Source organism: Pseudonocardia sp. CA-142604 (assembly GCF_050948475.1).
GTDB classification, from domain to species: domain Bacteria; phylum Actinomycetota; class Actinomycetes; order Mycobacteriales; family Pseudonocardiaceae; genus Pseudonocardia; species Pseudonocardia alaniniphila.
In genome coordinates this window covers 5,102,575-5,124,912 of the sequence record NZ_CP192045.1, presented here as the reverse complement: position 1 = coordinate 5,124,912, position 22,338 = coordinate 5,102,575, and the positions used below count along the sequence as shown (strand labels likewise).

20 protein-coding genes are annotated in these 22,338 nt (G+C 72.0%); 8 read left to right on the top strand and 12 right to left on the bottom strand.

Features of this window, described 5'->3' with window-relative positions; all coding sequences use genetic code 11:
• Nucleotides 1-8: 8 nt before the first annotated feature.
• Nucleotides 9-629: an adenylyl-sulfate kinase gene (gene cysC / locus ACQPZQ_RS23165; RefSeq protein ID WP_433283932.1), complete on the bottom strand. Its 621-nt coding sequence runs from the start codon at nt 627-629 to the stop codon at nt 9-11.
• A 304-nt stretch (nt 630-933) separates the two neighbouring features.
• Between cysC and ACQPZQ_RS23160 the strand changes: the two genes are divergently transcribed.
• Nucleotides 934-1,077, top strand: coding sequence for a hypothetical protein (locus ACQPZQ_RS23160; protein ID WP_433283930.1), 144 nt, complete (start codon nt 934-936; stop codon nt 1,075-1,077).
• 95 nt (nt 1,078-1,172) lie between these two features.
• On the opposite strand, the gene ACQPZQ_RS23155 is transcribed toward ACQPZQ_RS23160, so the two are convergent.
• The 8 genes from ACQPZQ_RS23155 to ACQPZQ_RS23120 all read right to left on the bottom strand — a co-directional run bounded on the left by ACQPZQ_RS23155 (nt 1,173) and on the right by ACQPZQ_RS23120 (nt 10,033).
• Entirely contained in the window at nt 1,173-2,000 is an 828-nt protein-coding gene (locus ACQPZQ_RS23155; protein ID WP_433283928.1) for a DUF1932 domain-containing protein, read from the bottom strand.
• A gap of 43 nt (nt 2,001-2,043) precedes the next feature.
• The gene (locus tag ACQPZQ_RS23150) at nt 2,044-2,847 is read right to left on the bottom strand and encodes a metal-dependent hydrolase (RefSeq protein ID WP_433283926.1); all 804 of its coding nucleotides are present in this window, start codon (nt 2,845-2,847) and stop codon (nt 2,044-2,046) included.
• A 90-nt stretch (nt 2,848-2,937) separates the two neighbouring features.
• Nucleotides 2,938-3,921 (bottom strand): methylmalonyl Co-A mutase-associated GTPase MeaB, encoded by a 984-nt coding sequence (gene meaB, locus ACQPZQ_RS23145; protein ID WP_433283924.1) that lies wholly within the window; start codon nt 3,919-3,921, stop codon nt 2,938-2,940.
• A 35-nt stretch (nt 3,922-3,956) separates the two neighbouring features.
• A complete protein-coding gene (scpA, locus tag ACQPZQ_RS23140) occupies nt 3,957-6,128 on the bottom strand; it encodes a methylmalonyl-CoA mutase (RefSeq protein ID WP_433283922.1) in 2,172 nt (723 codons plus the stop codon).
• On the bottom strand, nt 6,125-8,089 hold the full coding sequence (locus ACQPZQ_RS23135) for a methylmalonyl-CoA mutase family protein (RefSeq protein ID WP_433283920.1): 1,965 nt from the start codon (nt 8,087-8,089) through the stop codon (nt 6,125-6,127). The genes scpA and ACQPZQ_RS23135 overlap by 4 nt, the downstream gene beginning before the upstream one ends.
• Nucleotides 8,090-8,254: 165 nt before the next feature.
• On the bottom strand, nt 8,255-8,719 hold the full coding sequence (locus ACQPZQ_RS23130) for a Rieske (2Fe-2S) protein (RefSeq protein ID WP_433283918.1): 465 nt from the start codon (nt 8,717-8,719) through the stop codon (nt 8,255-8,257).
• A 10-nt stretch (nt 8,720-8,729) separates the two neighbouring features.
• The gene (locus ACQPZQ_RS23125; protein ID WP_433283916.1) at nt 8,730-9,326 is read right to left on the bottom strand and encodes a DUF6529 family protein; all 597 of its coding nucleotides are present in this window, start codon (nt 9,324-9,326) and stop codon (nt 8,730-8,732) included.
• On the bottom strand, nt 9,323-10,033 hold the full coding sequence (locus ACQPZQ_RS23120; protein ID WP_433283914.1) for a hypothetical protein: 711 nt from the start codon (nt 10,031-10,033) through the stop codon (nt 9,323-9,325). The genes ACQPZQ_RS23125 and ACQPZQ_RS23120 overlap by 4 nt, the downstream gene beginning before the upstream one ends.
• Nucleotides 10,034-10,242: 209 nt before the next feature.
• Here ACQPZQ_RS23120 and ACQPZQ_RS23115 point away from each other — a divergent pair, with 209 nt between their 5' ends.
• The 7 genes from ACQPZQ_RS23115 (at nt 10,243) to ACQPZQ_RS23085 (ending at nt 19,050) form a co-directional block, all read left to right on the top strand.
• A complete protein-coding gene (locus ACQPZQ_RS23115) occupies nt 10,243-10,782 on the top strand; it encodes a sigma-70 family RNA polymerase sigma factor (RefSeq protein WP_241035578.1) in 540 nt (179 codons plus the stop codon).
• Nucleotides 10,779-11,489, top strand: a complete 711-nt coding sequence (locus ACQPZQ_RS23110) for an anti-sigma factor family protein (protein WP_433283912.1) — start codon at nt 10,779-10,781, stop codon at nt 11,487-11,489. The genes ACQPZQ_RS23115 and ACQPZQ_RS23110 overlap by 4 nt, the downstream gene beginning before the upstream one ends.
• Nucleotides 11,490-11,714: 225 nt before the next feature.
• A complete protein-coding gene (locus ACQPZQ_RS23105; RefSeq protein WP_433283910.1) occupies nt 11,715-13,148 on the top strand; it encodes a cytochrome ubiquinol oxidase subunit I in 1,434 nt (477 codons plus the stop codon).
• An 18-nt stretch (nt 13,149-13,166) separates the two neighbouring features.
• A complete protein-coding gene (cydB, locus tag ACQPZQ_RS23100; protein ID WP_433283908.1) occupies nt 13,167-14,171 on the top strand; it encodes a cytochrome d ubiquinol oxidase subunit II in 1,005 nt (334 codons plus the stop codon).
• Nucleotides 14,168-15,919, top strand: a complete 1,752-nt coding sequence (gene cydD, locus ACQPZQ_RS23095) for a thiol reductant ABC exporter subunit CydD (protein ID WP_433283906.1) — start codon at nt 14,168-14,170, stop codon at nt 15,917-15,919. The genes cydB and cydD overlap by 4 nt, the downstream gene beginning before the upstream one ends.
• Nucleotides 15,916-17,667 carry a thiol reductant ABC exporter subunit CydC gene (gene cydC / locus ACQPZQ_RS23090; protein ID WP_433283904.1) on the top strand — a complete coding sequence of 584 codons (1,752 nt, stop codon included), beginning with the start codon at nt 15,916-15,918 and terminating at the stop codon, nt 17,665-17,667. The genes cydD and cydC overlap by 4 nt, the downstream gene beginning before the upstream one ends.
• A 42-nt stretch (nt 17,668-17,709) precedes the next feature.
• Nucleotides 17,710-19,050: a hypothetical protein gene (locus tag ACQPZQ_RS23085; RefSeq protein ID WP_433283902.1), complete on the top strand. Its 1,341-nt coding sequence runs from the start codon at nt 17,710-17,712 to the stop codon at nt 19,048-19,050.
• A gap of 108 nt (nt 19,051-19,158) precedes the next feature.
• On the opposite strand, the gene fabG is transcribed toward ACQPZQ_RS23085, so the two are convergent.
• From fabG to ACQPZQ_RS23070, 3 genes are all read right to left on the bottom strand, one after another.
• Nucleotides 19,159-19,920 (bottom strand): 3-oxoacyl-ACP reductase FabG, encoded by a 762-nt coding sequence (fabG, locus tag ACQPZQ_RS23080; protein WP_433283901.1) that lies wholly within the window; start codon nt 19,918-19,920, stop codon nt 19,159-19,161.
• Nucleotides 19,921-20,042: 122 nt separating this feature from the next.
• Nucleotides 20,043-20,798 (bottom strand): IclR family transcriptional regulator, encoded by a 756-nt coding sequence (locus ACQPZQ_RS23075; RefSeq protein WP_433283899.1) that lies wholly within the window; start codon nt 20,796-20,798, stop codon nt 20,043-20,045.
• A gap of 50 nt (nt 20,799-20,848) precedes the next feature.
• Nucleotides 20,849-22,228: an MFS transporter gene (locus ACQPZQ_RS23070; protein ID WP_433283897.1), complete on the bottom strand. Its 1,380-nt coding sequence runs from the start codon at nt 22,226-22,228 to the stop codon at nt 20,849-20,851.
• Nucleotides 22,229-22,338: the final 110 nt, after the last annotated feature.

Genomic DNA, 22,338 nt, shown 5'->3' with positions numbered 1-22,338 from the left:
CCTCCCGTTCAGGTCGGCAGCAGGGCGCGCACGGTTCTGATCGACTCGTCGACCGTCTGCACGTGCGTCGGGATGGTCAACTCCGGTCCGGCGGGCGGCTCGTACGGGTCGTCCACGCCGGTCAGGCCGGTCAGCCGGCCCGCACGTTGCAGCGCATAGAGCCCCTTGACGTCGCGATCGGCGCACACGTCGGCAGGGGCCGCGACGTATACCTCGAAGAACTTCACGCCCGACTCGGCGTGTGCGGCACGGACCTTGTCCCGAGCCTCTGCATAAGGCGCTATCACCGGGACGAGAACGATGACGCCATTGCGTGCGAGGAGCGTGGCGATGTGACCGATCCGCCGAACGTTCTCCTCCCGGTCGGCACGGCTGAAGCCGAGATCCGGGGTGAGGTTGCGCCGGATCTCGTCGCCGTCGAGCACCTCGACCCGCAATCCCTCGTCGCGTAGCTGCGCCGCGAGTCCCGCGGCGATCGTCGACTTGCCGGAACTGGGCAAACCGGTGAACCACACGGTAATGCCGAGGCCGTATTCTGATCCCGTCACGTCGATCCAATCTAATACCGTAATGACGGTTGATCCGGTGGCGAGCGGCTCACAAATAGTGGTTGACGACGACGATCCCACCGCCGGAACGACTGATAGGGGAGCTTATGCGATGCCGTACTTTTCCGGTGCGATGATTCCGTTCGGGTCGGGTGCCGACGTGATGCCCGACATCAGGCGCCGGAACCCGGTGCCTCGAAGATCGCGCGCACTCGTGCGATACCGGGAGCGACCGCCTCCGTTGCGGGAGCCCGTGGCTACCACCACGGCCGACAACAACCGCCGCCGGTGCGCAAGCACGTCAAGCCCGCTGGTCGGAACACCTTCGAGTGAGATTCTCGGGACGATTGGATCTCATGAGCCACAACAGTCCAAGCTGTCCCACATGCACCGCACGTCACAGGAAACCGCAGCCGTCGTCGACGGCGCGGCAGTTGTCGGCGTGCCGGGCAACCGCGGTTGGAAATCGGTAACCAACCGGGGCTGGAGCCAGGACCCGCGAGACACCGCCGACCTGGTGGACCACTAGCCCACGAGACCGGGGCGACACCCCGCCCCGTCGACCGCCGCCGCCCTACCCTCCCCCCGGTGCGGCGGCGGTCGTTCGGTCCTTCGCGATCCGCCTCAGGAATCCGCCGGGTGGTCCTGCGCCATCCGCCGGTACATCTCGGCGGCAGCCCGGGAGAACCCGTCGGGTACGCCCACGCCGGCCACCGTGTCGGCGGCCTCCTCCATCTCCCCCACCCAGCGCCAGGCCTTCGGACCGGCCTGCGCGCTCAGTTTGTCGAGGACACCGGCGAGGTCCACCCCGTCGCGGGCCAGCAGCTCGCCCAGCGCGTCCTGCACGCCGTAGCCGCGCGCGGCGGCGGCGACCGCGAGCCAGACCGCGGGCATCGCCTTGCTCTGCATCGCGTAGCAGGCCTTGAGCGCGCTCGCCGAGCCCAGGTCGGGGCCGAGCACGCGGGCCTCGAACGGCGAACCGGCGAACAGCTCCGCCACCGTGGCGGCGTGCGCGCCGGAGAGCAACAGCACGGTGTGCCCGGCCTCCCACGCCGGCGGCCCGATGACCGCCCCGTCCACGACGTTCTCGGCGCCCAGGACCGTGCCGATCCGCCGCACGGTGTCCGGGGAGACGGCGTTCGCGTCGACGTAGATCGGCCGGTCCGGGCGGTCGGCCAGCGCCGCGGCCACCTGCTCGGCCACGTCGACGGCGGCGTGCGGCGGGCAGATCGAGACGATCACGTGCGAGCGGGCCGCCAGCGCGGCGACGTCGGGTACGCCGATGAGATCGGCGAGCTCCGCGCGCTTCGACGTGGCGTTGCTGCGTCCGGCGGCCGCCCAGATCACGGCGCCGGCCACGGGCTTGAGGGCTGCTCCGAGGGCCGCACCCATGGCGCCGGGGTGCAGCACGCCGATCACCGGGCGGGGCGGGAGGCCTGCATGTTCGTCCACGCGACCATCATCGCCCCTCGCACAACGGGCACGGCGGAGGCCGTCAGGCACCGGCGAACAGCCGCACCACTTCGGCCTGCAGGTCCAGCAGCATCGGGCGCACGCCGGGTACGACGAGCCCGGCCAGCACGAACGTCGCGACGGTGAGGGCGGGCGCGACCACCCAGGTCTCAACCCGCCCGCCGGTGCGGAAACGCAGCGGGCGCGGGGTCCCGACCGGATACCAGCTGCGCTTGCGGATCCGGATGGGCCACAGCAGCGGTGCACCGGACTCGGTGACCGCGTCGCCGACCGAATGGATCACCATGCCCAGCGCCACAGCCGAGCCGAGCCAGCCGGCCGTGCCTGCCGTGCCGCCCGGCACGAACTCCTCCACCGCATAGGTCAGGAAACCCGCGATCACCAGCGACGGCGGGCCGGGCACCAGCGCGTCGAGCCCCTTGATCGCCAGGGCCAAGCACACGAAGAGCGTGCCGACCAGCACGGGAGTGCCCCAGCGGCCCGACGCGAAGTTGACGGCGAGGCCGATCAGCACGGCCGCCACCACGGTGTGGGTGAGCCCGCGGTGCGTGCCCTTGCCGGTGTCCCGGCGTCCCTTGGTCAGGTCGTAGACGAAGCCGGACAGCGGGCGGACCAGGTAGCAGGCCAACCACGACGCCACGGAGAACCGACGGGTCGCCATCGACGACGGATGGTCCAGGTCGGGCAGCAACGCCGCGCCCGCGCACACCGCGGCGAAGGTCAGCACCGTCCCCGCACTCGGTTCGACGCCCACCCACCGTGGTGCGAATCCTGCGACTGCGAGCCCGAGGGCTGCACCGGACGTTGCGTGACTTACCCCGAGCACCCGGACAACGTAATCGATCTTGGGCGAACATATGTGCGAGGCGCGCCGGACCCTGCCAACCCCTGCTGATCGGCCGCGGCGGTCCGTTGCTCAGAGCCCCAGGCGCTTCAGGATCTCCTGCGCCCCGAGGGTGGGAGTCAGCTCCCCGCCGCGCACGTCGCGCTCGAGCTGGGGGATCGCCTCGCGCACGGTGCGGTCGGACTGCAGCCGGTCCATCAGCTGGTCACGGACCATCGCCCACATCCACTGAACCTGCTGGTCGGCGCGGCGGCCGGCCAGCTCGCCCGCCTCCTCCAGCGCGGCGCGATGGGCCTCGACGACGTCCCAGACCTCCGCCATCCCGGCGCCACTCTGGGCGCTGCAGGCCAGCACCCGGGGACGCCACACGGCGTTCGGGGGCGTCACGAGCCGCAGCGCGCCGGCCAGCTCGCTCGCCGCGCGGGTGGCGTCCTTCTCGTGCGGGCCGTCGGCCTTGTTGACCGCGATCACGTCGGCCAGCTCGAGGATGCCCTTCTTGATCCCCTGCAGCGAGTCGCCGGTACGGGCGATCGTGAGCAGCAGGAACGTGTCGACCATCCCGGCCACGGCCACCTCGGACTGGCCGACGCCGACCGTCTCCACGAGCACCACGTCGTACCCGGCCGCCTCCACCAGCACGATCGACTCGCGGGTGGCGCGCGCCACCCCGCCAAGCGTCCCGGCGCTCGGGGACGGGCGGATGAACGCGTTCTCGTCGACGGCCAGTGCGGCCATCCGCGTCTTGTCACCCAGGATCGAGCCCTTGGTCCGGGTGGAGGACGGGTCGACGGCGAGCACAGCGACGCGGTGCCCCGCGCCGGTGAGCCGCGTGCCGAGCCGCTCGATGAACGTCGACTTCCCGACGCCGGGCAGGCCGCTGATCCCGACCCGCCGGGACGTGACGGCTTCCGGAGCCAGCTCCATCAGCAGCTGCTGCGCCGCCTGCCGGTGGTCGGTGCGGTTCGACTCGACGAGGGTGATCGCACGGGCCAGCACCGCGCGTGAGCCGCCGAGCACCCCCTTGACGAGGGCCGGCACATCGATCTCGCGGGCCACGGCCCTCCTCCCGAGCTCGCCGCATCGGCGGTGGCTCACGCCCTGTGCTGGGCCGCCAGCTTCTGCAGCAGGTCAACGGCGGCCTCGGCGATCACGGTGCCCGGGCCGAACACCGCCGCAGCGCCCGCATCGTGCAGGGCCGGGTAGTCCCCGGGCGGGATCACGCCGCCCACCACGACCATGATGTCGGCGCGGTCCAGCTTCGCCAGCTCCTCGCGCAGCTCCGGGACCAGCGTGAGGTGCCCCGCGGCGAGCGAGTTGACCCCGACGACGTGCACGTCGGCCTCCACCGCCTGCCGGGCCACCTCACCCGGGGTCTGGAACAGCGGGCCGACGTCGACGTCGAAGCCGAGGTCGGCGAACGCGGTGGCGATCACCTTCTGGCCACGGTCGTGCCCGTCCTGGCCCATCTTCGCGACGAGGATGCGCGGCTGGCGCCCCTCCTCCGCCGCGAACTCGTCCACCAGCTCGCGCGCCCGGTCGATCGCCGGGCTCGACCCGGCCTCCTCGGAGTACACACCGGAGATGATGCGCACCTGACCGGCGTGGCGCCCGAACACCTTCTCCAGCGCGTCGGAGATCTCCCCCACGGTGGCCTTCGCGCGCGCCGCGTTCACCGCCAGGGCCAGCAGGTTCTGCTCGTCGCTGCGCGCCGTGCCCTCCGCGATCTGCGCTGCCGCGGTGGTCAGAGCCTGCAGCGCCGCGTCGACCTCGCGCGAGTCGCGCTCCTCGCGCAGCCGCCGCAGCTTCTCCAACTGCTCGCGGCGCACCCCGGCGTTGTCGACCTTCAGGACCTCGACGTCCTCGTCCTGGTCAACCACGTATTTGTTCACGCCGATCACCGGCTGGCGGCCCGAGTCGATCCGCGCCTGTGTGCGGGCCGCGGCCTCCTCCACGCGCAGCTTCGGGATGCCGGCGTCGATGGCCTGCGCCATCCCGCCTGCCTTCTCCACCTCCTGGATGTGCGCCCAGGCGCGGCGGGCGAGGTCGTAGGTGAGCCGCTCGACGTAGTAGCTGCCGCCCCACGGGTCGATCACCCTCGTGGTGCCGGACTCCTGCTGCAGCAGCAGTTGCGTGTTGCGCGCGATGCGCGCGGAGAAGTCGGTGGGCAGCGCGAGCGCCTCGTCCAGCGCGTTGGTGTGCAGGCTCTGCGTGTGGCCCTGCGTCGCCGCCATCGCCTCGACGCAGGTGCGGATCACGTTGTTGTAGACGTCCTGTGCCGTCAGCGACCAGCCGGAGGTCTGGGAGTGGGTGCGCAGCGACAGCGACTTCTCGTTCTGCGGGGAGAACTGCTTCACGAGCTTCGCCCACAACAGGCGCGCCGCCCGCAGCTTCGCGACCTCCATGAAGAAGTTCATCCCGATGGCCCAGAAGAACGACAGGCGCGGTGCGAACCGGTCGATGTCCAAACCCGCGTCGAGCCCGGCCCGCAGGTACTCCACGCCGTCGGCGAGGGTGTAGGCGAGCTCGAGGTCGTTGGTGGCTCCCGCTTCCTGGATGTGGTAGCCGGAGATGGAGATCGAGTTGAACCGCGGCATCTCCCGTGAGGTGAACGAGAAGATGTCGGAGATGATCTGCATCGAGGGCTGCGGCGGGTAGATGTAGGTGTTGCGGACCATGAACTCTTTGAGGATGTCGTTCTGGATGGTCCCGGTGAGCTTGTCGTGCGGGACGCCCTGCTCCTCCGCCGCCACGATGTAGAGCGCGAGCACGGGCAGCACGGCACCGTTCATCGTCATCGACACCGACATCTCGCCGAGCGGGATGCCCTCGAAGAGCCGCCGCATGTCGTAGATCGAGTCGATCGCGACGCCCGCCATGCCCACGTCACCGGCCACGCGCGGGTGGTCGGAGTCGTAGCCGCGGTGGGTGGCCAGGTCGAACGCGATCGACAGCCCCTTCTGCCCGGCGGCGAGGTTGCGCCGGTAGAACGCGTTGGACTCCGTGGCCGTGGAGAACCCGGCGTACTGGCGGATCGTCCACGGCTGGGTCGTGTACATCGTGGGGTACGGGCCGCGCAGGTACGGCGCGATGCCCGGGTACGTGCCGAGGAAGTCCACGTCGGCGAGGTCGGCCGCCGTGTACAGCGGCTTCACCGCGATCCCCTCCGGGGAGTCCCACGCCGGGACATCGGCGTGCCACTGCCCGGTCCCGCTCTCCGCGCCGCTCTCCAGGGGGACCTGGGTGAAGTCGGGCAGGCTCGTCATCGCGCCCCCTCCTGTGCCGTCGCTCGTGGCGTCTGCGCGATCTCCTGGGCCGCGTAGACCGACTCGATCACTGCCAGCGCATCGACACCGGTGTAGAGCGTGTCGTCCACACCGGGGACGGCGACCGTGCCAGCGAGGAGCACGTAACGGGCGCCCGCGTCGCGCAGCGCCGCCACCGTCTCCTCACCCCGCTCGCGGTAGAGCGCGTCGGTGGAACACAGGACCGCCACCGGGGTGGCCGCCTCGGCGAACTCGGCGGCGACCTCGTCGGCATTGGTGGTGGGCCCGGCCTCCGGCACCTCGATCCCGCCCGCCTGCAGCAGGTTGCGGGCGAAGCCGGCCCGCGCGGTGTAGGCGGCCAACGGCCCGAGCGTGGCGAGAAACGCGCGCGGACGGGCTCCGGTGGCGGCGAGCAGGGCGTCGGACCGGTCGCGGTAGGCCTCGAACGGCTCGGCGAGCCGGAACCGCGGCAACCCGCCACCGGGAGCCTCGGGCACGGGGCGACGCTCCACCGGCTTCTCGGCGGGGTCGGCGAACTCGCTCACCCCGGTGATGGCGGCCCGGCGCGTGGCCACGTCGGCCAGCCTGCGCCCACGGACCATCGCCACCTGCTCCGCCAGGAAGCCGGACCCGATCGCGGCGAGCGCACCGCCTGCGGCCTCGATGTCCTGGAAGAACGCCCATGCCGAGCGCGCCAGCTCCGCGGTGAGCGACTCGACGTACCAGGAGCCACCGGCCGGGTCGATCACGCGGGCGAGGTGCGCCTCCTCGACGAGCAGGGACTGGGTGTTGCGCGCGATCCGCCGGGAGAACGGTTCGGAGGCCCCGATCGCGGCATCGAACGGCGCGACGGTGACCGCGTCGGCACCACCGACCCCGGCGGCGAAGCCCGCGAGGGTGCCACGCAGCAGGTTGCCGTAGGGGTCGCGCCGGGTGAGCATCGCCGGCGAGCCGACCGCGTGCTGGCGCTGCGGCTCCGGCGAGCCGCAGACCTCGGTGACACGCGCCCAGAGCCGCCGGGCCGCCCGCAGTTTCGCGATCGTGGGGAACTGCTCGGCGGTGGCCGCGTAGCGGAACTCGAGCAGCCGGCCGGCGGTGGCCAGGTCCAGGCCGGTGAAGTCGCCTTCGCGACCCCCGCTGCCGGTGAGCACGCGCAGGTACTCCAGGCCCGCCGCGAGCGACCAGCCCAGCTCCTGCGCATCGGACGCCCCTGCCCCGTGCACCGGTAGCGCGTTCACCACGATGGCCCGCACCTGCGGGAACTCCTCGGCGACGTGCCGGGCCAGCGGGAGCACCTCGGCGATGTCCGGGCCCTCGCCGGTACGCACCCGCCGTCCGACGGGGTCGAGCCCGAGCGTGCCGAGCAGGCCGGCCGGGCGGACCGCACGCTCGGTGGCGAGCTCGAGGAACACTTCCGCGGCCTCGATCTCGGTGTCGGCCGGGGCGGCGGAGGCGTCGAGGACCACGGGCGCCAGGTCGAGAAGCACGTCGCCGAGCACGGAGGGCAGGTCGGCGACGGCACTGGCTCCCTCGCCGACGACCAGCCAGATCGACCGCACGCCGTTCTCCAGGTCGGCCAGCACGGCCTGCCGCGCGAGCGCGGGATCGGGTTCGGCGTGCCGCTGGCGGACGTCCCATCCGTCCGGCGCAGGCCCGGCGGCCCCGGCACCCCGCACGTACGGGGCCGTGCCGGGCACACCGACGTCGAGCCGTGGTGCGTCATCCGCCGTGTAGAGCGGGCGTATCCGAAGACCGCCGGGACCGGTCCGGGTCAGCTTCTCGAACCCCGCGCCGGGCGGTGCGTCCTCGCCGATCCGCCCGGATCGGCGCACGACCTCGTCCACGAGCCGGAGCCAGTCGTCGCGGCCGGCAGGTGGGAAGTCCGCCGCGAGCGAGAGCTCCTCCGGTTCGGCCGGGGCGCCGGCGTCCAGTGCGTCGCTGTCGACCTTCGCCGTGTTCATCGCTTCGCCGTCTTCGCGCTGACCGTGGCTGTCCTCGACCTGCTCATCACTGCGACTCCTCGCCGCCCGCGGCGTCTGCGCCGTGTACGGGCCAGGTGTCGGAGTCTAGTGAACGGCGCCCGCCGAGGGCCTCTCGCGCGCAGCGTGACGTGCCGCACCGCGGGCTCACGCCAGGACGATCGAGTTGCCCTCCACCTGGATGTTCCTGGCGGGCAACGGCGACTGGGCAGGCCCGCGGACCACGGAGCCGTCGGTAACCGAGAACCGGCTGCCGTGGCACGGGCAGTTGATCGTGCCGTCGGACACCTGGGAGACGGTGCATCCCTCGTGGGTGCAGGTCGAGGAGAACGCCTTGAACTCACCGGCCGTCGGCTGGGTGACCACGACCTGCCGGTCGGCGAAGATCGTGCCTCCCCCGACAGGGACGTCGGTGGTGCTGGTGAGCGCGCCGCCGCCACCGGACGACGCCGCGCCCGGGGCACCGGTTGGGGCAGGCGCTGCCGGGGCCGGAGCGGCGGAACCGCCGGAGCCGTAGCTGCTGCATGCGCTCAGCGCCGCGGCACAGACGCCACAGGCGCCGACCATGACAGCCCGCCGCGGAAGGGCCGGGGTGGGGAGCTTGGCGTGCACGAGGAACTCCTCAGAAAGTCAGGCCCGATGTGGTGAAGAACCACACCGAGGAGGTCAGCCAGAGGGCGGTCATCGCCGTGAACACCATCCCTCCCAGCACTGGAAGGCTCCATGCCGGGGTGTGTGACCTCTGTAGCAACAACATCTTGGTGACGAAGGCGCCGTAGAAGAAGCACCCGAAGAGCGAGTGCAGGAGCGTGCGCAGGCTGCCGCCCTGGAACCCGAGCGCGTAGAGGCAGTGCACCGCAACCGGCACGGTCAGCAGCACCGCCACCCGGCCGGACCAGCGGTGCAGCGCCGGCACCCAGTGCGGTGCACGGATGCGCGGGAACCGCCCGTACATCAGCATCGACGAGCCGAGCTGCACGAGGACCAGCAGGAACGCGGCCGTGCCGAGCCACGCCTTGACCGCGACACCGCTGGAGAAGCCGGCGAGGTTGATGGCGAAGAACGTGGGCTCGTGCACCCGGCCGTACACCCCGAGCCCGACGGCGACGAGCGAGCCGATGGCCGCCGACAGGAGCACTCCCCCGTGGCGGGGGCGCCTGCGCAACCCGCGGCGGGGACGCCTGCGGACGGGCTGAGGGGACCGCATCGCCGCGGTCACCGGCGGATCACCGGGGAGCCACCGTCGAGGGCGGTGACCTCGACGGGCACCCCGTCGATCGTGACACCACCGGGGTTTGCGGGGTCGAGCACCGGGGCGGGCCGTCGCTCCCCCGCCGCGGACGCCACCCCGGTCACCTCTCCGTCACCGGTGACGACCCAGCCGACCCGCGTGGCCACGCCGCGCACGTCGGCCCGGCCCTCGTAGAGCCCCGCAGGCGCGTCGACGCCCTCCGCCGTGTACTGCCACGCTTCCTCGCCGTTGGTCTTCACGGTGCCCGTCGACGACGTGCCGTCCGCGGTGCCCGTGATCGTCGTGGAGCCGTCCTTGCTCTCGAGCGTCAACTGGTCACCCCGCAGGCTTCCCTCGAGCCACGCCTCCATGGCCTTGCCGTCGCAGACGTAGGCGACGGCGCGGCCGTCCTTCACCGCGATCGCCACCGAGGCCTCGCGGCCCGCCGTCCACCCGGCGTAGGCCTTCTCGGCGACGGCCTCGTTCGCGGCGCCGGCGTTCTCGGCCGGGGCGGCGGCAGCCGGAGCGGGCACCGGCGTGAGACGAGCGAGGTCGACCACTGTGGACGGTTCGGCCGCAGGCGCGGCCGCGGACTGCTGCGCCGCGTTCTGCTGGCTCAGCATGTTGGCGATGAGGAAACCGGCGCCGAGTGCGGCCACCGCGGCCAGCGTCAGCAGGGGCGCGTACCTCTTCATGTTCTCCCCGCGAGGTCGGGGCCCGGCCGGCTGCCGGACGTGCTCACTCAACACACGGCCAACGGGCAGGAAGGGTTCAATCGGATATTCTGCGAAATCGGAACACCAACCGCACTGAACCGCCGGACGCCCTGATACGTCCCATGTATAGGTGCTGTTCCCCGTTGGGGTTCCGCGCCCCGTCCGACGTCCCAGGGAGATCCGGGAGCATGCCCGATGCACGTCCTCGAACACCAGACGAGGCCCTGGTGCATGCCGTCTACCAGGACCACGGGCGAGCCCTGCTCGCCTACGCCACCCGGCTCACCGGCGACCGCGGCGCCGCGGAGGATGTCGTGCAGGAGACGTTGATCCGCGTGTGGCGCCACCCGGACGCGCTGGCCAACGGTAGGGGCTCCACCCGGGGGTGGCTGCTCACGGTGGCGCGCAACATCATCACCGACCGGATCCGGGCCAGGGCGTCCCGGCCGCAGGAAGTGCCCGAGGCACCCGACGCTCCACCCGTGGAGCGCGATCACGCCGATCGCGTGGCCACATCCGTCACCGTCCTGGCGGCCCTCGAAGAGTTGTCCGAGGACCACCGGGGCGTGCTCGACCAGATCTACTTCCAGGGGCGGAGCCTCGGCGAGGCCGCCTCTGCGCTCGGCATACCGCCGGGCACGGTCAAGTCACGGTCGTACTACGCGCTGCGCGCCCTGCGGCAGCACTTGACGAGCCGCGACCCGGCTGGGGACGAGGTGCCGGCATGACGCACGCCTATCGATCGCACGACCCGGAGGAGCTGGGGGCCTACGTCTTCGGACTCCTCACCCCGGAGCAGGCACACGTCGTGGAGGAGCACCTCGCCGTGTGCCCGGAGTGCCACCGCGAGTGGGAGGAGCTACGCCAGATGACCGACCTGCTCGATGAGGTCCCCCCTGAGGTGTTCCTCGAGGGTCCTCCGGACGGGGATCTGGTACTGCAGCGAACCCTGCGGCAGATCCGCTCGGAGGTCAGCGCCAAACAGCGGCGCACCCGCCTGACCGTGGCGGCGGCAGCGGTCGTCGGTGTGGCCGTGGTGCTCGGCGGTGGGGTCGCCGTCGGCCGGGCCATGGCGCCCGCGCCCACCATCGTGGCCGCCGCGCCGGCGCCTGGTGACGAGGACGCCGTCGCGGGCACCCGGGTGCTCACCGGCACCGGTCCCGACGGCGTGGCGATGACGGCGAAGATCATCCCGGCCGCGGGCTGGGTGCGGGTCAGCGCCACGGTGCAGGGCGTCCCGGCCGGGGAGCGGTGCCAGCTGGTCGTGGTGGGCCGCGACGGGAGCCGCGAGGTGGCCGGAAGCTGGCTCGTGCCGCAGTCGGGCTGGCGCCAGGGCATGACGCTCGACGGTTCGGCGATCGTCGCCCCGGACCAGGTGGCGGCCGTGGTGGTGCAGAACGAGGCGGGCCACCAGTTCGCCGAGCTGCACGCATAGACACGGCATAGACACGGCACGGACACACGGCCGGGTACCCGCGCGCTGATCACAGCGCGCTGGTGCCCGGCCGTTCTCGTCCCCGGACGCACCGGTCGTCACACCGGTGCGCAGGCACCGTCCTCGGTCGACTTCGAGACCTCCGACACCCTGCTCGACCGCCAGCTTCTACGTCATGTAGAAACTACTACATAAGGTAGAAAATCGGTCGAGCGGAGGCTCTGCGTGGACGCCCTGGACCTGGCGCGCTGGCAGTTCGGGATCACGACGATCTACCACTTCTTGTTCGTCCCGCTGACGATCGGCCTGTCCGTGGTCGTCGCCGCGCTGCAGACGGCGTGGTACCGCACGGGCCGGACCGAGTACCTGCGGGCCACCAAGTTCTTCGGCAAGCTCTTCCTGATCAACTTCGCGATGGGCGTGGTCACCGGCATCGTGCAGGAGTTCCAGTTCGGCATGAACTGGAGCGCCTACTCGACCTTCGTCGGGGACGTCTTCGGGGCCCCGCTCGCGCTGGAGGCGCTGCTCGCGTTCTTCCTGGAGTCCACGTTCCTCGGACTGTGGATCTTCGGCTGGGACCGGCTCTCCCGCCGCGTGCACCTCGCCACGATCTGGGCGGCCGCGATCGGCTCCAACCTGTCCGCCTACTTCATCCTCTCCGCGAACGCCTGGATGCGGCACCCGGTCGGGTTCACCGTCGACCCCGTCACGCGCCGGGCGCGGCTCACGGACATCGGAGCGGTGCTGACCAACCCGCAGGCCTGGTCGACCTACCTGCACGTCGTCTCCGCGTCGTTCGTCGTGGCCGGCCTGTTCGTCGTGGCGGTCAGTGCCTACAAGCTCCTGCACCGCGACCGCGCTCCACACCCGAGCGAGCCCGGGATGTTCCAGAAGGCGTTGCGCGCCGGGCTCGTCACGACCGTGCTGGCCGGGGCGGTGGTGATCTACTCCGGCGACCACCAGGCCAAGCTCACGGCCGAGTACGAGCCGATGAAGCTCGCTTCCGCCGAGGCGCTCTGGGACTCCGAGAACGCTGCGGGGTTCTCACTCTTCGCGGTGGGTGACCCGGCGGTCGGCGAGGCCGGCACCGGGCAGAACGTCTTCGACATCCAGGTGCCCTACGTCCTGAGCTTCCTCGCCACGGGGTCGCCGGCCGGTGAGGTGCAGGGGATCAACGACCTGCAGCAACGCTACGAGGCCCAGTACGGTCCCGGCGACTACGCGCCGAACATCCCGGTGATCTACTGGGCGTTCCGGCTGATGATGGGCCTGGGCCTGGCCGGTGTGGTCATCGGCGTGCTCGGGCTGTGGGTCACCCGGCGCGGCCACCTGCCCGAGCAGCGGTGGATGTACCGCGTGGCGATGGTCGGCCTGCCCGCGGCGATGGTGGCCAACATCTTCGGCTGGGTGCTCACGGAGATGGGACGCCAGCCCTGGACGGTGGTCGGCGAGCTCCTCACGGCCGCGAGCGTCTCCCCCGGCGTGAGCCTGGGCGAGGTGGCGTTCTCGCTCTCCCTGTTCACCGCGATCTACGGGGCGCTCGCGGTGGTGGAGGCCCGGCTGCTCTGGCGCTACGTCAAGGCGGGCCCCGGCCACGTCATGCCCTACCCGGGCGACGGCGAGCGCGAGCCCGACGCCGTGCCGGCGTTCAGCTACTAGCGGCCACGAGGAGCCGAGATGGATCTCCCAACAGTCTGGTTCGTCGCCATCGCCGTGCTGTGGACCGGCTACTTCGTGCTCGAGGGCTTCGACTTCGGCGTCGGGATGCTGCTGCCCGTGCTCGGCAGGGGCGCCGACCGGGCCCACCGGGAGAGCGACCGCCGTGTCGTCATCAACGCGATCGGCCCCGTGTGGGACGGCAACGAGGTGTGGCTCATCACCGCCGTCGGCGCCATGTTCGCGGCCTTCCCCGCCTGGTATGCGGCCACGCTCAGCGGGTTCTACCTCCCGTTGCTGCTGGTCATACTGGCGCTGATCGGCCGCGGCGTGGCGTTCGAGTACCGCGGAAAGGTCGACGACCCGCGCTGGCGGGCGCGCTGGGACGGGGCGATCGTCACGGGCAGCGTGGTGCCCGCCTTCATCTGGGGAGTGGTGTTCGCCAACATCGTGCGGGGCGTGGAGCTGGGACCGGACGGGGTCGTGACCTCGAACCTCGTCGACCTGCTGAACCCGTACGCGCTGCTCGGCGGCATCACGACGGTCACACTGTTCGTCCTGCACGGCGCCGTCTTCCTGGCGCTCAAGACGGACGGGCCCGTACGCCACCGCTCCCGGGCCGTCGCCCGGAGGGCCGGTCCCGTGGCGCTGGTGGCGCTGGCCGGGTTCCTGCTGTGGACCGCCGACCAGCACGGGGTGCCGGTGCTCCCCGCCGCCGTGTCGGTCGCGGCCCTGCTCGCCGCGCTCGTCCTCGTGCTCCGCAGGCGGGAGGGCTGGTCGTTCGCGGCCACGGCCGTCGCGGTCGCGGCCTTCACCGCGGCGATCTTCGGCTCGCTGTTCCCGGTGGTGCTCCCCTCGCTCGTCGACCCGGCGTTCGACCTCACCGTCGCGGGCGCCGCCTCGGCGCCCTACACCCTGGGCGTGCTGAGCTGGATCGGCGCGGTGTTCCTGCCGCTGGTGATCGCCTACCAGGCGTGGAGCTACTGGGTGTTCCGGCGCCGGGTGACCAGGGCGCACGTCGGATGAGGCCCCTGGACCCACGGCTGGTGCGCACCACCCGCGCGGTGCGGGTGCACCTGGCGGTCACGGTGGTCTGCGGCGCCGGCACCACCGGGCTGATCCTGCTGCAGGCATGGCTGATCGCCCACGCCGTCGCGACCGCCACCACGGGAGTGACCGCGCAGGCGGTGGCCGGCACCGTCGGCGCCGTGGCGCTTGTGGCACTGGCTCGCGCCGGGCTGTCGTACGGGGCGGAGACCATGGCCCTGCGCAGCGCGGCGGGGGTGAAGTCGGACCTGCGCCGTCGACTCGTCCGGCACGTCACGGGGGGCGACCCCGCCTCCACCGACGCCGGACAGCTCGTCACGCTCGCCACCCGCGGCCTCGACGCCCTCGACGACTACGTCGCCCGGTACCTGCCCCAACTCGTGCTCGCTGCGCTCGTCCCCGTGGCCGTGCTCGTGGTGGTGCTCCGGGCCGACTGGATCTCCGCACTCGTGATCGCACTGACACTGCCGTTGATTCCGGTGTTCATGGCGCTCGTGGGCTGGCACACCCAGTCCCGCACACGCCGCCAATGGCACCTGCTGGAACGCCTCGGCGGCCACTTCCTCGACGTCGTGGAGGGGCTCCCGACGCTGGCCGTGTTCCGCCGGGCGAAGGCCGAGGCCGGGTTGATCCGGCGGGTGACCGAGGAGCACCGCTCCGCCACGATGGGCACGCTGCGGGTGGCGTTCCTGTCGGCGTTCGTGCTCGAACTGCTCGCCACGCTCGCCGTGGCGCTCGTCGCGGTGGAGATCGGGCTGCGGCTGCTCTACGGGCAGCTCGACCTGGAGACCGCCCTGCTCGTGCTGATCCTCGCCCCCGAGGCCTACCTTCCGCTGCGGGAGGTGGGCGCCCGGTTCCACGCGAGCACGGAAGGTCTCGCCGCGGCCGAACAGGTCTTCGCCGCACTGGAGCGCCCGCAGACCGTGGCGACTCGGACGGGCGACCCGCGGGTCCATTCCACGAACCCGGTTCCCGTGCGCGAGTCGCCCGCTTGCGGGGGGCCGGTCGCCGCCGCTCCCGAGGTCCGGTTCCACGACGTCGGGCTCACCTATCCCGGCCGGTCGCGACCGGCGCTCACCGGGGTGGACCTGACGCTGCGGCCCGGCGCGACGGTCCTCGTCACGGGACGCAGCGGAGCCGGGAAGACGAGCCTGGTGTCGTTGCTGCTGCGGTTCACCGACCCGACGGCAGGACGGATCACGGTCACCGGGAACGACGGCGAGCCCTGCGACCTGCGGGATGTGGATGTCGAGCAGTGGCGCCGGCGGATCGCGTGGGTGCCGCAGCGGCCCTACCTGTTCGACGCCTCCGTGGCCGACAACATCCGCCTCGGCGACCCGGACGCCTCCGACGCCGCCGTTCGCCGTGCGGCCCGGCTCGCCGAGGCGGAGGAGCTGATCGGCGCACTCCCCGACGGGTACGCGACCCTGCTCGGTGAGCGCGGCAGCAGGCTCTCGGCGGGGCAGCGCCAGCGCATCGCCCTCGCGAGGGCGTTCCTGCGGCAGGAGGGAGATGGCGCGCCGATCGTCCTGCTCGACGAGCCGACCGCTCACCTGGACCCGGAGAACGCCGCGGCTGTGCGGGCAGGCGTCACCCGGCTGCTCCGGGGACGCACGGGCGTGATCGTCGCGCACGACGCGGGCTGGGCCGACCTCGCCGACGAGGTCGTGCACCTGCACGACGGGCGGATCGCGGTACCGGCCGAGCCGGTCGGAGCAGTCGGATGAGGCGCCCGTACGACCCGCTGCACCGCATGATCGCGCTGGCAAGTCCGCGCGGGGCCCGCTTCGCCCTCGGCGTGCTGGCAGGCGCGACCGCCACCGCCGCCGGGGTGGGCCTGCTCATCGTGGCGGCCTGGCTGATCGCGACCGCCGCCACCCATCCCCCGATCACCGCGCTCAGCGTTGCGGTGGTCGCCACCCGGGCGCTCGGTGTCACGCGCGGGGTCGCGCGTTACCTGGAACGCCTGATCACACACGACGCGGCGCTGCGGACGCTGTCGGACGTGCGGGTGCGCGTGTACGAGCGGCTCGCGCGCACCGAGCCCATCCACCGCTTCCGCACGGGAGACCTGGTCACGCGGCTGGTGAGCGACACCGACGCCACGCAGGACCTGCTCGTCCGCGGGCTCACCCCACCGCTCGCCGCCCTGGTCACCGGCGCGGGCGTCGTCACGGTCGCCACGGTGGTGCTCGTACCCGGCGGAGTCCTGCTCGCGGCCGGGCTGCTGCTGGGTGGGGTCGCCGTACCGCTGTTCGCGGCGGCCGCCGGCCGGAAGCCGGGCCACCGGCGCGCCGCTGCCCGTGGGGCGCTCTCCACGGCCCTGGTCGACGCGTTGCACGGGGCGCCCGACCTCGTCGCCTACGGGGCGATGCCCGCTGCCATCGCGCGCGTCGAGGAGGCCGACGCCGAGCTCACGCGGGTCGAGCGGCGTGATGCCGGCCTGCTCGGGCTCGGCGCCGGGGCATCCGCGCTGATCGCAGGCCTGACGCTGTGGGGCACGCTGCTGCTGGGGGTCACCGCCGTCGAGAACGGCGCGCTCGGACCGGTGCCACTCGCCGTGCTGGTGCTCACCGCACTGGCCGCGTTCGAGATCGTCGCCCCGCTGCCCGCGGCGGCGGCACGGCTCGGGGCGGTGCGCGCGGCGGGCGCGCGCCTGTTCGACGTCCTCGACACCCCGCCCGCGGTGCGGCTGCGGCGTGCCCGGCCCGTCCTCCCGGAGTACGGCCTGCGGATCCGGGACCTGCACGTCCGGTACGGGCCCGACGAACCGTGGGCCCTCGACGGCCTCGACCTGGACGTCCCACCGGGCCGGCGCATCGCGGTGCTCGGTCCCAGCGGCTCGGGGAAGAGCACGCTCGCCGACGTGCTGTTCCGCTTCCGCGACCCGGACCGCGGCACGGTCCTCCTCGACGGCGTGGACGTCACGACCCAGGACCCCGACGTCGTGCGCGCCGACGTGAGCGGCGTGCCGCAGGACCCGCACGTCTTCGCCAGCACCGTGCGGGAGAACCTCCGGCTCGCCCGGCCCGGCGCGTCCGACGAGGAGCTGTGGGACGTTCTCGACCGCGTCCGGCTCGCGGCCGACCTGCGCGCCACCGACGGGCTCGACACGGAGGTCGGCGCACACGGCGCCCGGCTGTCGGGCGGAATGCGGCAGCGGCTCGCCCTCGCCAGGGCACTGCTCGTCGATCCCGGGATGCTGGTGCTCGACGAACCGACCACCCACCTCGATCCGGATACCCGCGACGCCGTGCTCGACGACCTACTCGCAGCAACCGAGGGCCGCTCCATGATTCTCATCACCCACGACACGGCCCGCCTGGAGCGGCTCGACGACATCATCGTGGTGGTGGGAGGGCGAGTGGTGCAGCACGGCACGCATGACCAGCTGATCAACGCGCACGGATGGTACCGGGATGGGTGGCGCTCTCAGCCGGGCCACAGCGACGATCCGACACTCTCATGTCGATAGGGTCGAGATCATCCACCATCCACCGATTCGATGAGGTCCTTCGTGCGTCGTCCCCAGTTCGCCGCCGTCCTGGTGGCGCTCGCCATGGCGCTGGTCGCCTGCTCCGGTGCGCCCGCACCGACGGGCCCATCGGATCTGTCGGACGCGACGGTACGGGCACTCGGCTTCGGCAATGACTGGAACTGGAAGCAGCAGGTCACGCCGCTCGAGCTGGGCGTCACGCACACTCAGTACAGCCTCGACCCCGACGAGCCCACCGAGGCCCGCCAGCGGGGCGAGGGCATCCTGGCCAACAACGGCGCGATCTGGCAGAACATCCACCTCATGGGCTTCGGCACGCTCAACCCGGAGCCCGCTCCCGGCGAGTTCGACTGGTCGAGCCTCGACGAACGCATGCAGCTCGTGAAGGAGACCGGCGGGCGCACCGTCCTCACGCTGTGCTGTTCGCCCGACTGGATGAAGGGCGGTCAGCCGGGCCAGACCGACTGGTCGGAGCTGGAGACGGCCCCCGAGCCCGCCCACTTCGACGACTTTGCCGCGCTCGCCGCACAGGCGGTGCAGCGCTACCCGCAGATCGAGCGGGTGCTGGTGTGGAACGAGCTCAAGGGCTTCTACGACAGTGACAAGAACCGCTGGGACTACGAGGGCTACACCGAGCTCTACAACAAGGTCTACACGGCGGTGAAGGCGGTTCGCCCCAACGTCGAGATCGGCGGCCCGTACGTCGTGCTGACCAGCCTCGATCCCGGCTCCCCCGACTCCTCGGACGTCCGGGGCCCCTGGGGCGTCGCCGACCAGCGCGCCCTCGACGTCGTCGACTACTGGCTGGCCAACAACGTCGGTGCCGACTTCGTCGCGGTGGACGGAGCCACGGCGACCAGGAACGAGACGCTCGCCGAGCCTGCCGACGCTGCCGCACGGAAGTTCGCCGACCTGACCACGTGGATCCGGGCACGCACGCAGCTACCCGTGTGGTGGGCGGAGTTCTACCCGGACGTGCCCTCCGACCAGCAGGGCGGGGCCACCAGCCAGGCCAGCGCCGCGTCCACGCTCGCGGTCCTGGCCGCCTATGCGCAGTCCGGGGTGTCGGGCGCCCTCCTCTGGGGTCCACAGGGGTCCGACCTCGGGTTCTCCGCCCTCTGGACGGACAGCACCCAGGCCGACGGCGGCCGCCCCACCCCGCTCACCGCGCCATGGCAGTGGCTCGTGCCGCGGCTGGAGGCCGGCCACGTGGCGATCGGGCACTCACCGACGCTGCCGGTGCTCGCGTTCCGGGCACCGGACGGGATGCTCGTGGTGAACCTGACGGAGGACCCCGTCAATCTCTCGGAAGGCGATCCGCTTCCGCCGTGGGCGGTCCTGCTCTCCCAGCGGGCTCCCTGACGTCCGCTCCCGCCTACCGGCCGCGGGCTCGGCACCCACGGCCGGTAGGACGGTCAGCGTTCAAGAATCGTCGGCCATGATGATCCGCGCGAAGCGGATACCCCCGGATCAGGCCTTCGGACCGCCCGCCACGTAGATCACCTGACCGGAGACGAAGCCGGCGCCCTCGCTCACGAAGAACGAGACGGTGTTCGCGATGTCCTCCGGCTGACCGGCCCGCGCCACGGGGATCTGAGCGGCCCTGGCAGCCACATAGGTGTCCCAGTCCTCGCCGATCCGTTCGGCCGTCGCCCTCGTCATGTCGCTGACGATGAAGCCCGGCGCGATGCAGTTGGCCGTGACACCGAACTTGCCGAGCTCGATCGCGAGGGTCTTGGTGAAGCCCTGCAGCCCGGCCTTCGCCGTGGAGTAGTTGGCCTGGCCCCGGTTGCCGAGTGCCGAGGTGCTCGACAGGTTCACGATGCGGCCGAAGCGCTGCTCGACCATGTACTTCTGAACGGCCCGGGTCATGAGGAACGAGCCGCGCAGGTGCACACCCATCACCATGTCCCAGTCCTGCTCCGCCATCTTGAAGATCAGGTTGTCGCGGGTGATGCCGGCGTTGTTGATCAGCACGGTCGGCGGGCCGAGCTCCTCGGCCACGCGCGTGACGGCGGCGTCGACCTGAGCCGCGTCGGACACGTCGGCGCCGACGGCGAGCGCCCGCCCACCCTCGGCCTCGATCGCGCGCACCGTCGCCTTGGCCGCGGACTCCTCGAGGTCGATCACCGCAACCGCGAGCCCGTCACGAGCCAGACGCTGGGCAGTGGCGGCCCCGATTCCGCGGGCCGCTCCGGTCACGATCGCCACCCGGGCGGTGGTCTGGGTCATCTGATCCTCTTCCTGTCGACGACGCCGTCATCGGAGTCTTTCCCCCCACGGCGATGATCGCCAACTCCTGGGCACCGGCGTGGGATGTGGTGTCCGTCGCCGGTGGACCCCCACCGGCCCGCTCAGCCCGGCGCCCCCAGCAGCCGCGAGATCGCCCGTGCGGTGGCGGCGACCTCGGGTCCGAGCTCGTCCGGTGCACGGCCGGCAACGTCGGCGACCAGCTGGGAGACGCTCACGGCACCGATCACGCGGCGGGTGTGATCGGCCACGGCGGCGCCGACGCAGCGCACGCCCGCCTCGTTCTCCTCCTCGTCCACCGCCCAGCCACGGGCCCGCACCGTGCGCAGGTGCTCGACGAGCCGGTCGGGGTCGGCGATCGTGGCCGGCGTGCGAGCGTGCGGGGGCGCACGCCGGAGCAGGGCTCGCACCTCGTCCTCGGGTAGCTCGGCGAGCGCAGCCTTGCCGATGGCCGTGCAGTGCAGCGGCACCGCCATCCCGATCCGCGACGCCATCCGGTAGGGCTTGTTGCCCTCGACCTTCGCCACGTAGACGGCCTCGTCGCCGTCGAGCACGGCGAAGTGGACGGTGCCGCCGCAGCGCTCCTGCAGGGCGTGGAGCTCCGGGGCCGCCCGCTCGGCGGCATCGGTGCGCGCGAGCACGCGACCGGCCAGCCGCAGGATCCGCGGTCCACCCTCGTAGGTGCCCCGCTCCGTGACGCGGACGAAGCCGAGCCGGGCGAAGTCCTGCAGGATCCGGTGCACCGTGGACTTGTGCAGCCCGGTGGCGACGACGATGTCGGCGATCCGCTCGTGGTCGCCCAACGCGTCGAGCACCGCGAGGGTCTTCTCCACCGAATTGCTGCCGACCGGACGTGCCACCCCGCCAGCTTATGCGGCCCGACCAGGCGGTTCGCTCGCCGGCCGCGGGCTCACCGCGGTCCGGCCGGGCCCGCGTCGGCGATGTCGATGTCCTTCATCTCCGGCGCGGCGACGAACGCCACGAACGACACCAGGCACAGGGCGATCAGGTAGGCGGCCACCAGCCACGGGGCGCCGCCTGCGGCGGTGACGAGCGCCGCGGCCACGAGCGGGGTGAACCCGGCCAAGGCTGCGCCGACCTCCCGGGAGGTGGCGAAGCCGGTGTAGCGCACCCGCGCGCCGAACAGCTCGGCGTAGAAGGCGGGTTGCACGGCGATCATCGGCGCCACCCCGAAGGCTGTGGCGACGACGAGCGCGAGCACCACCAGCACGGGTTGCTCGGTGCGCAGCAGCAGGAAGTAGGGGAACGCGAACGCTGCGGTGAACACCACCGAGAAGATGTTCAGCGGGCGGCGGCCGATCCGGTCCGACAGGGCCCCGTACACGGGTTGCAGGGCGATCACGACGAGGCCGAAGACGATGACGCCGGTGAGCACGGTGCCCCGTGGGATGCCCAGCGTGCCGGTGGCGTAGGAGACGGTGAAGGTGGCGTAGAGGTAGACCGCCGCGGTGTCGGCGATGTGGGCACCCACGCCGATGAGCAGGTTGCGCGGGTAGCGGCGCAGCGCCTCCACCACCGGCAGCTTGACCGTCTGCCGCTCGGCGGTGAGCGCCCGGAACACCGGCGACTCCGCCACCCGCAGCCGCACGTACAGGGACACGCCGATGAGCAGGAAGCTCACCAGGAACGGCACCCGCCAGCCCCAGGCGAACAGCTGTTCGTCGGGCAACAGGCCGACCAGCAGGAATGCGACCGTCCCCAGCACGAGGCCGATCTGCACGCCCGTCTGCGCGAACGAGGTGTAGAAGCCGCGACGCTTCGCCGGAGCGTGCTCGGCGAGCAGGGTGGACGCCCCGCCGAACTCCGCGCCGGCACCGAGCCCCTGCAGCACCCGTAGGAGGACGAGCAGCGCAGGCGCCCACGCCCCGATCGACGCGTAGGTGGGCAGCAGGCCGATCACGCCGGTGGACACACCCATCACCAGTGTGGTGATGATCAACGTCTCCCGCCGGCCGATGCGGTCGCCGATGTGGCCGAACAGGATCCCGCCCAGTGGCCTGAACACGAAGCCCACACCGAACGTCGCGAACGCGGTGAGGGTGCCGACGGCAGGGTCGGACTGCGGGAAGAACAGGACGTTGAACACCAGCGCCGCGGCGGTGCCGTAGATGAAGAAGTCGTACCACTCCAGCGCGGTGCCGACCAACGAGCCGCTGACCACCCGGCGCAGCTGGACGGGCGTGGTCGCGGTCGTCGAGGCAGCCGGCCCGACCGGGGAGGGCCGGTCATCCGGTGTCGGTGTGGCATCGGTGGACCGGGGCGTCGTCATCTCTCGCTCCTCGGGCGCTCGTTCCGGCACATGGAACTGCGTTCTAGGATGGCTGCGGACGATACGCCCGGTTCGTCCGAATGGAAAGCGCAGTCCAGCCGGCGCGCAGA

Bases quoted from the DNA above. Each gene is read 5' to 3' on its own strand.
- ACQPZQ_RS23135 (WP_433283920.1), bottom strand. From the start codon at position 8,089: ATGAACACGGCGAAGGTCGACAGCGACGCACTGGACGCCGGCGCCCCG.
- ACQPZQ_RS23160 (WP_433283930.1), top strand. From the start codon at position 934: ATGCACCGCACGTCACAGGAAACCGCAGCCGTCGTCGACGGCGCGGCA.
- ACQPZQ_RS23120 (WP_433283914.1), bottom strand. From the start codon at position 10,033: ATGAAGAGGTACGCGCCCCTGCTGACGCTGGCCGCGGTGGCCGCACTC.
- ACQPZQ_RS23110 (WP_433283912.1), top strand. From the start codon at position 10,779: ATGACGCACGCCTATCGATCGCACGACCCGGAGGAGCTGGGGGCCTAC.
- cydB (WP_433283908.1), top strand. From the start codon at position 13,167: ATGGATCTCCCAACAGTCTGGTTCGTCGCCATCGCCGTGCTGTGGACC.
- fabG (WP_433283901.1), bottom strand. From the start codon at position 19,920: ATGACCCAGACCACCGCCCGGGTGGCGATCGTGACCGGAGCGGCCCGC.
- cydC (WP_433283904.1), top strand. From the start codon at position 15,916: ATGAGGCGCCCGTACGACCCGCTGCACCGCATGATCGCGCTGGCAAGT.
- scpA (WP_433283922.1), bottom strand. From the start codon at position 6,128: ATGACGAGCCTGCCCGACTTCACCCAGGTCCCCCTGGAGAGCGGCGCG.
- ACQPZQ_RS23115 (WP_241035578.1), top strand. From the start codon at position 10,243: ATGCCCGATGCACGTCCTCGAACACCAGACGAGGCCCTGGTGCATGCC.
- cydD (WP_433283906.1), top strand. From the start codon at position 14,168: ATGAGGCCCCTGGACCCACGGCTGGTGCGCACCACCCGCGCGGTGCGG.
- ACQPZQ_RS23070 (WP_433283897.1), bottom strand. From the start codon at position 22,228: ATGACGACGCCCCGGTCCACCGATGCCACACCGACACCGGATGACCGG.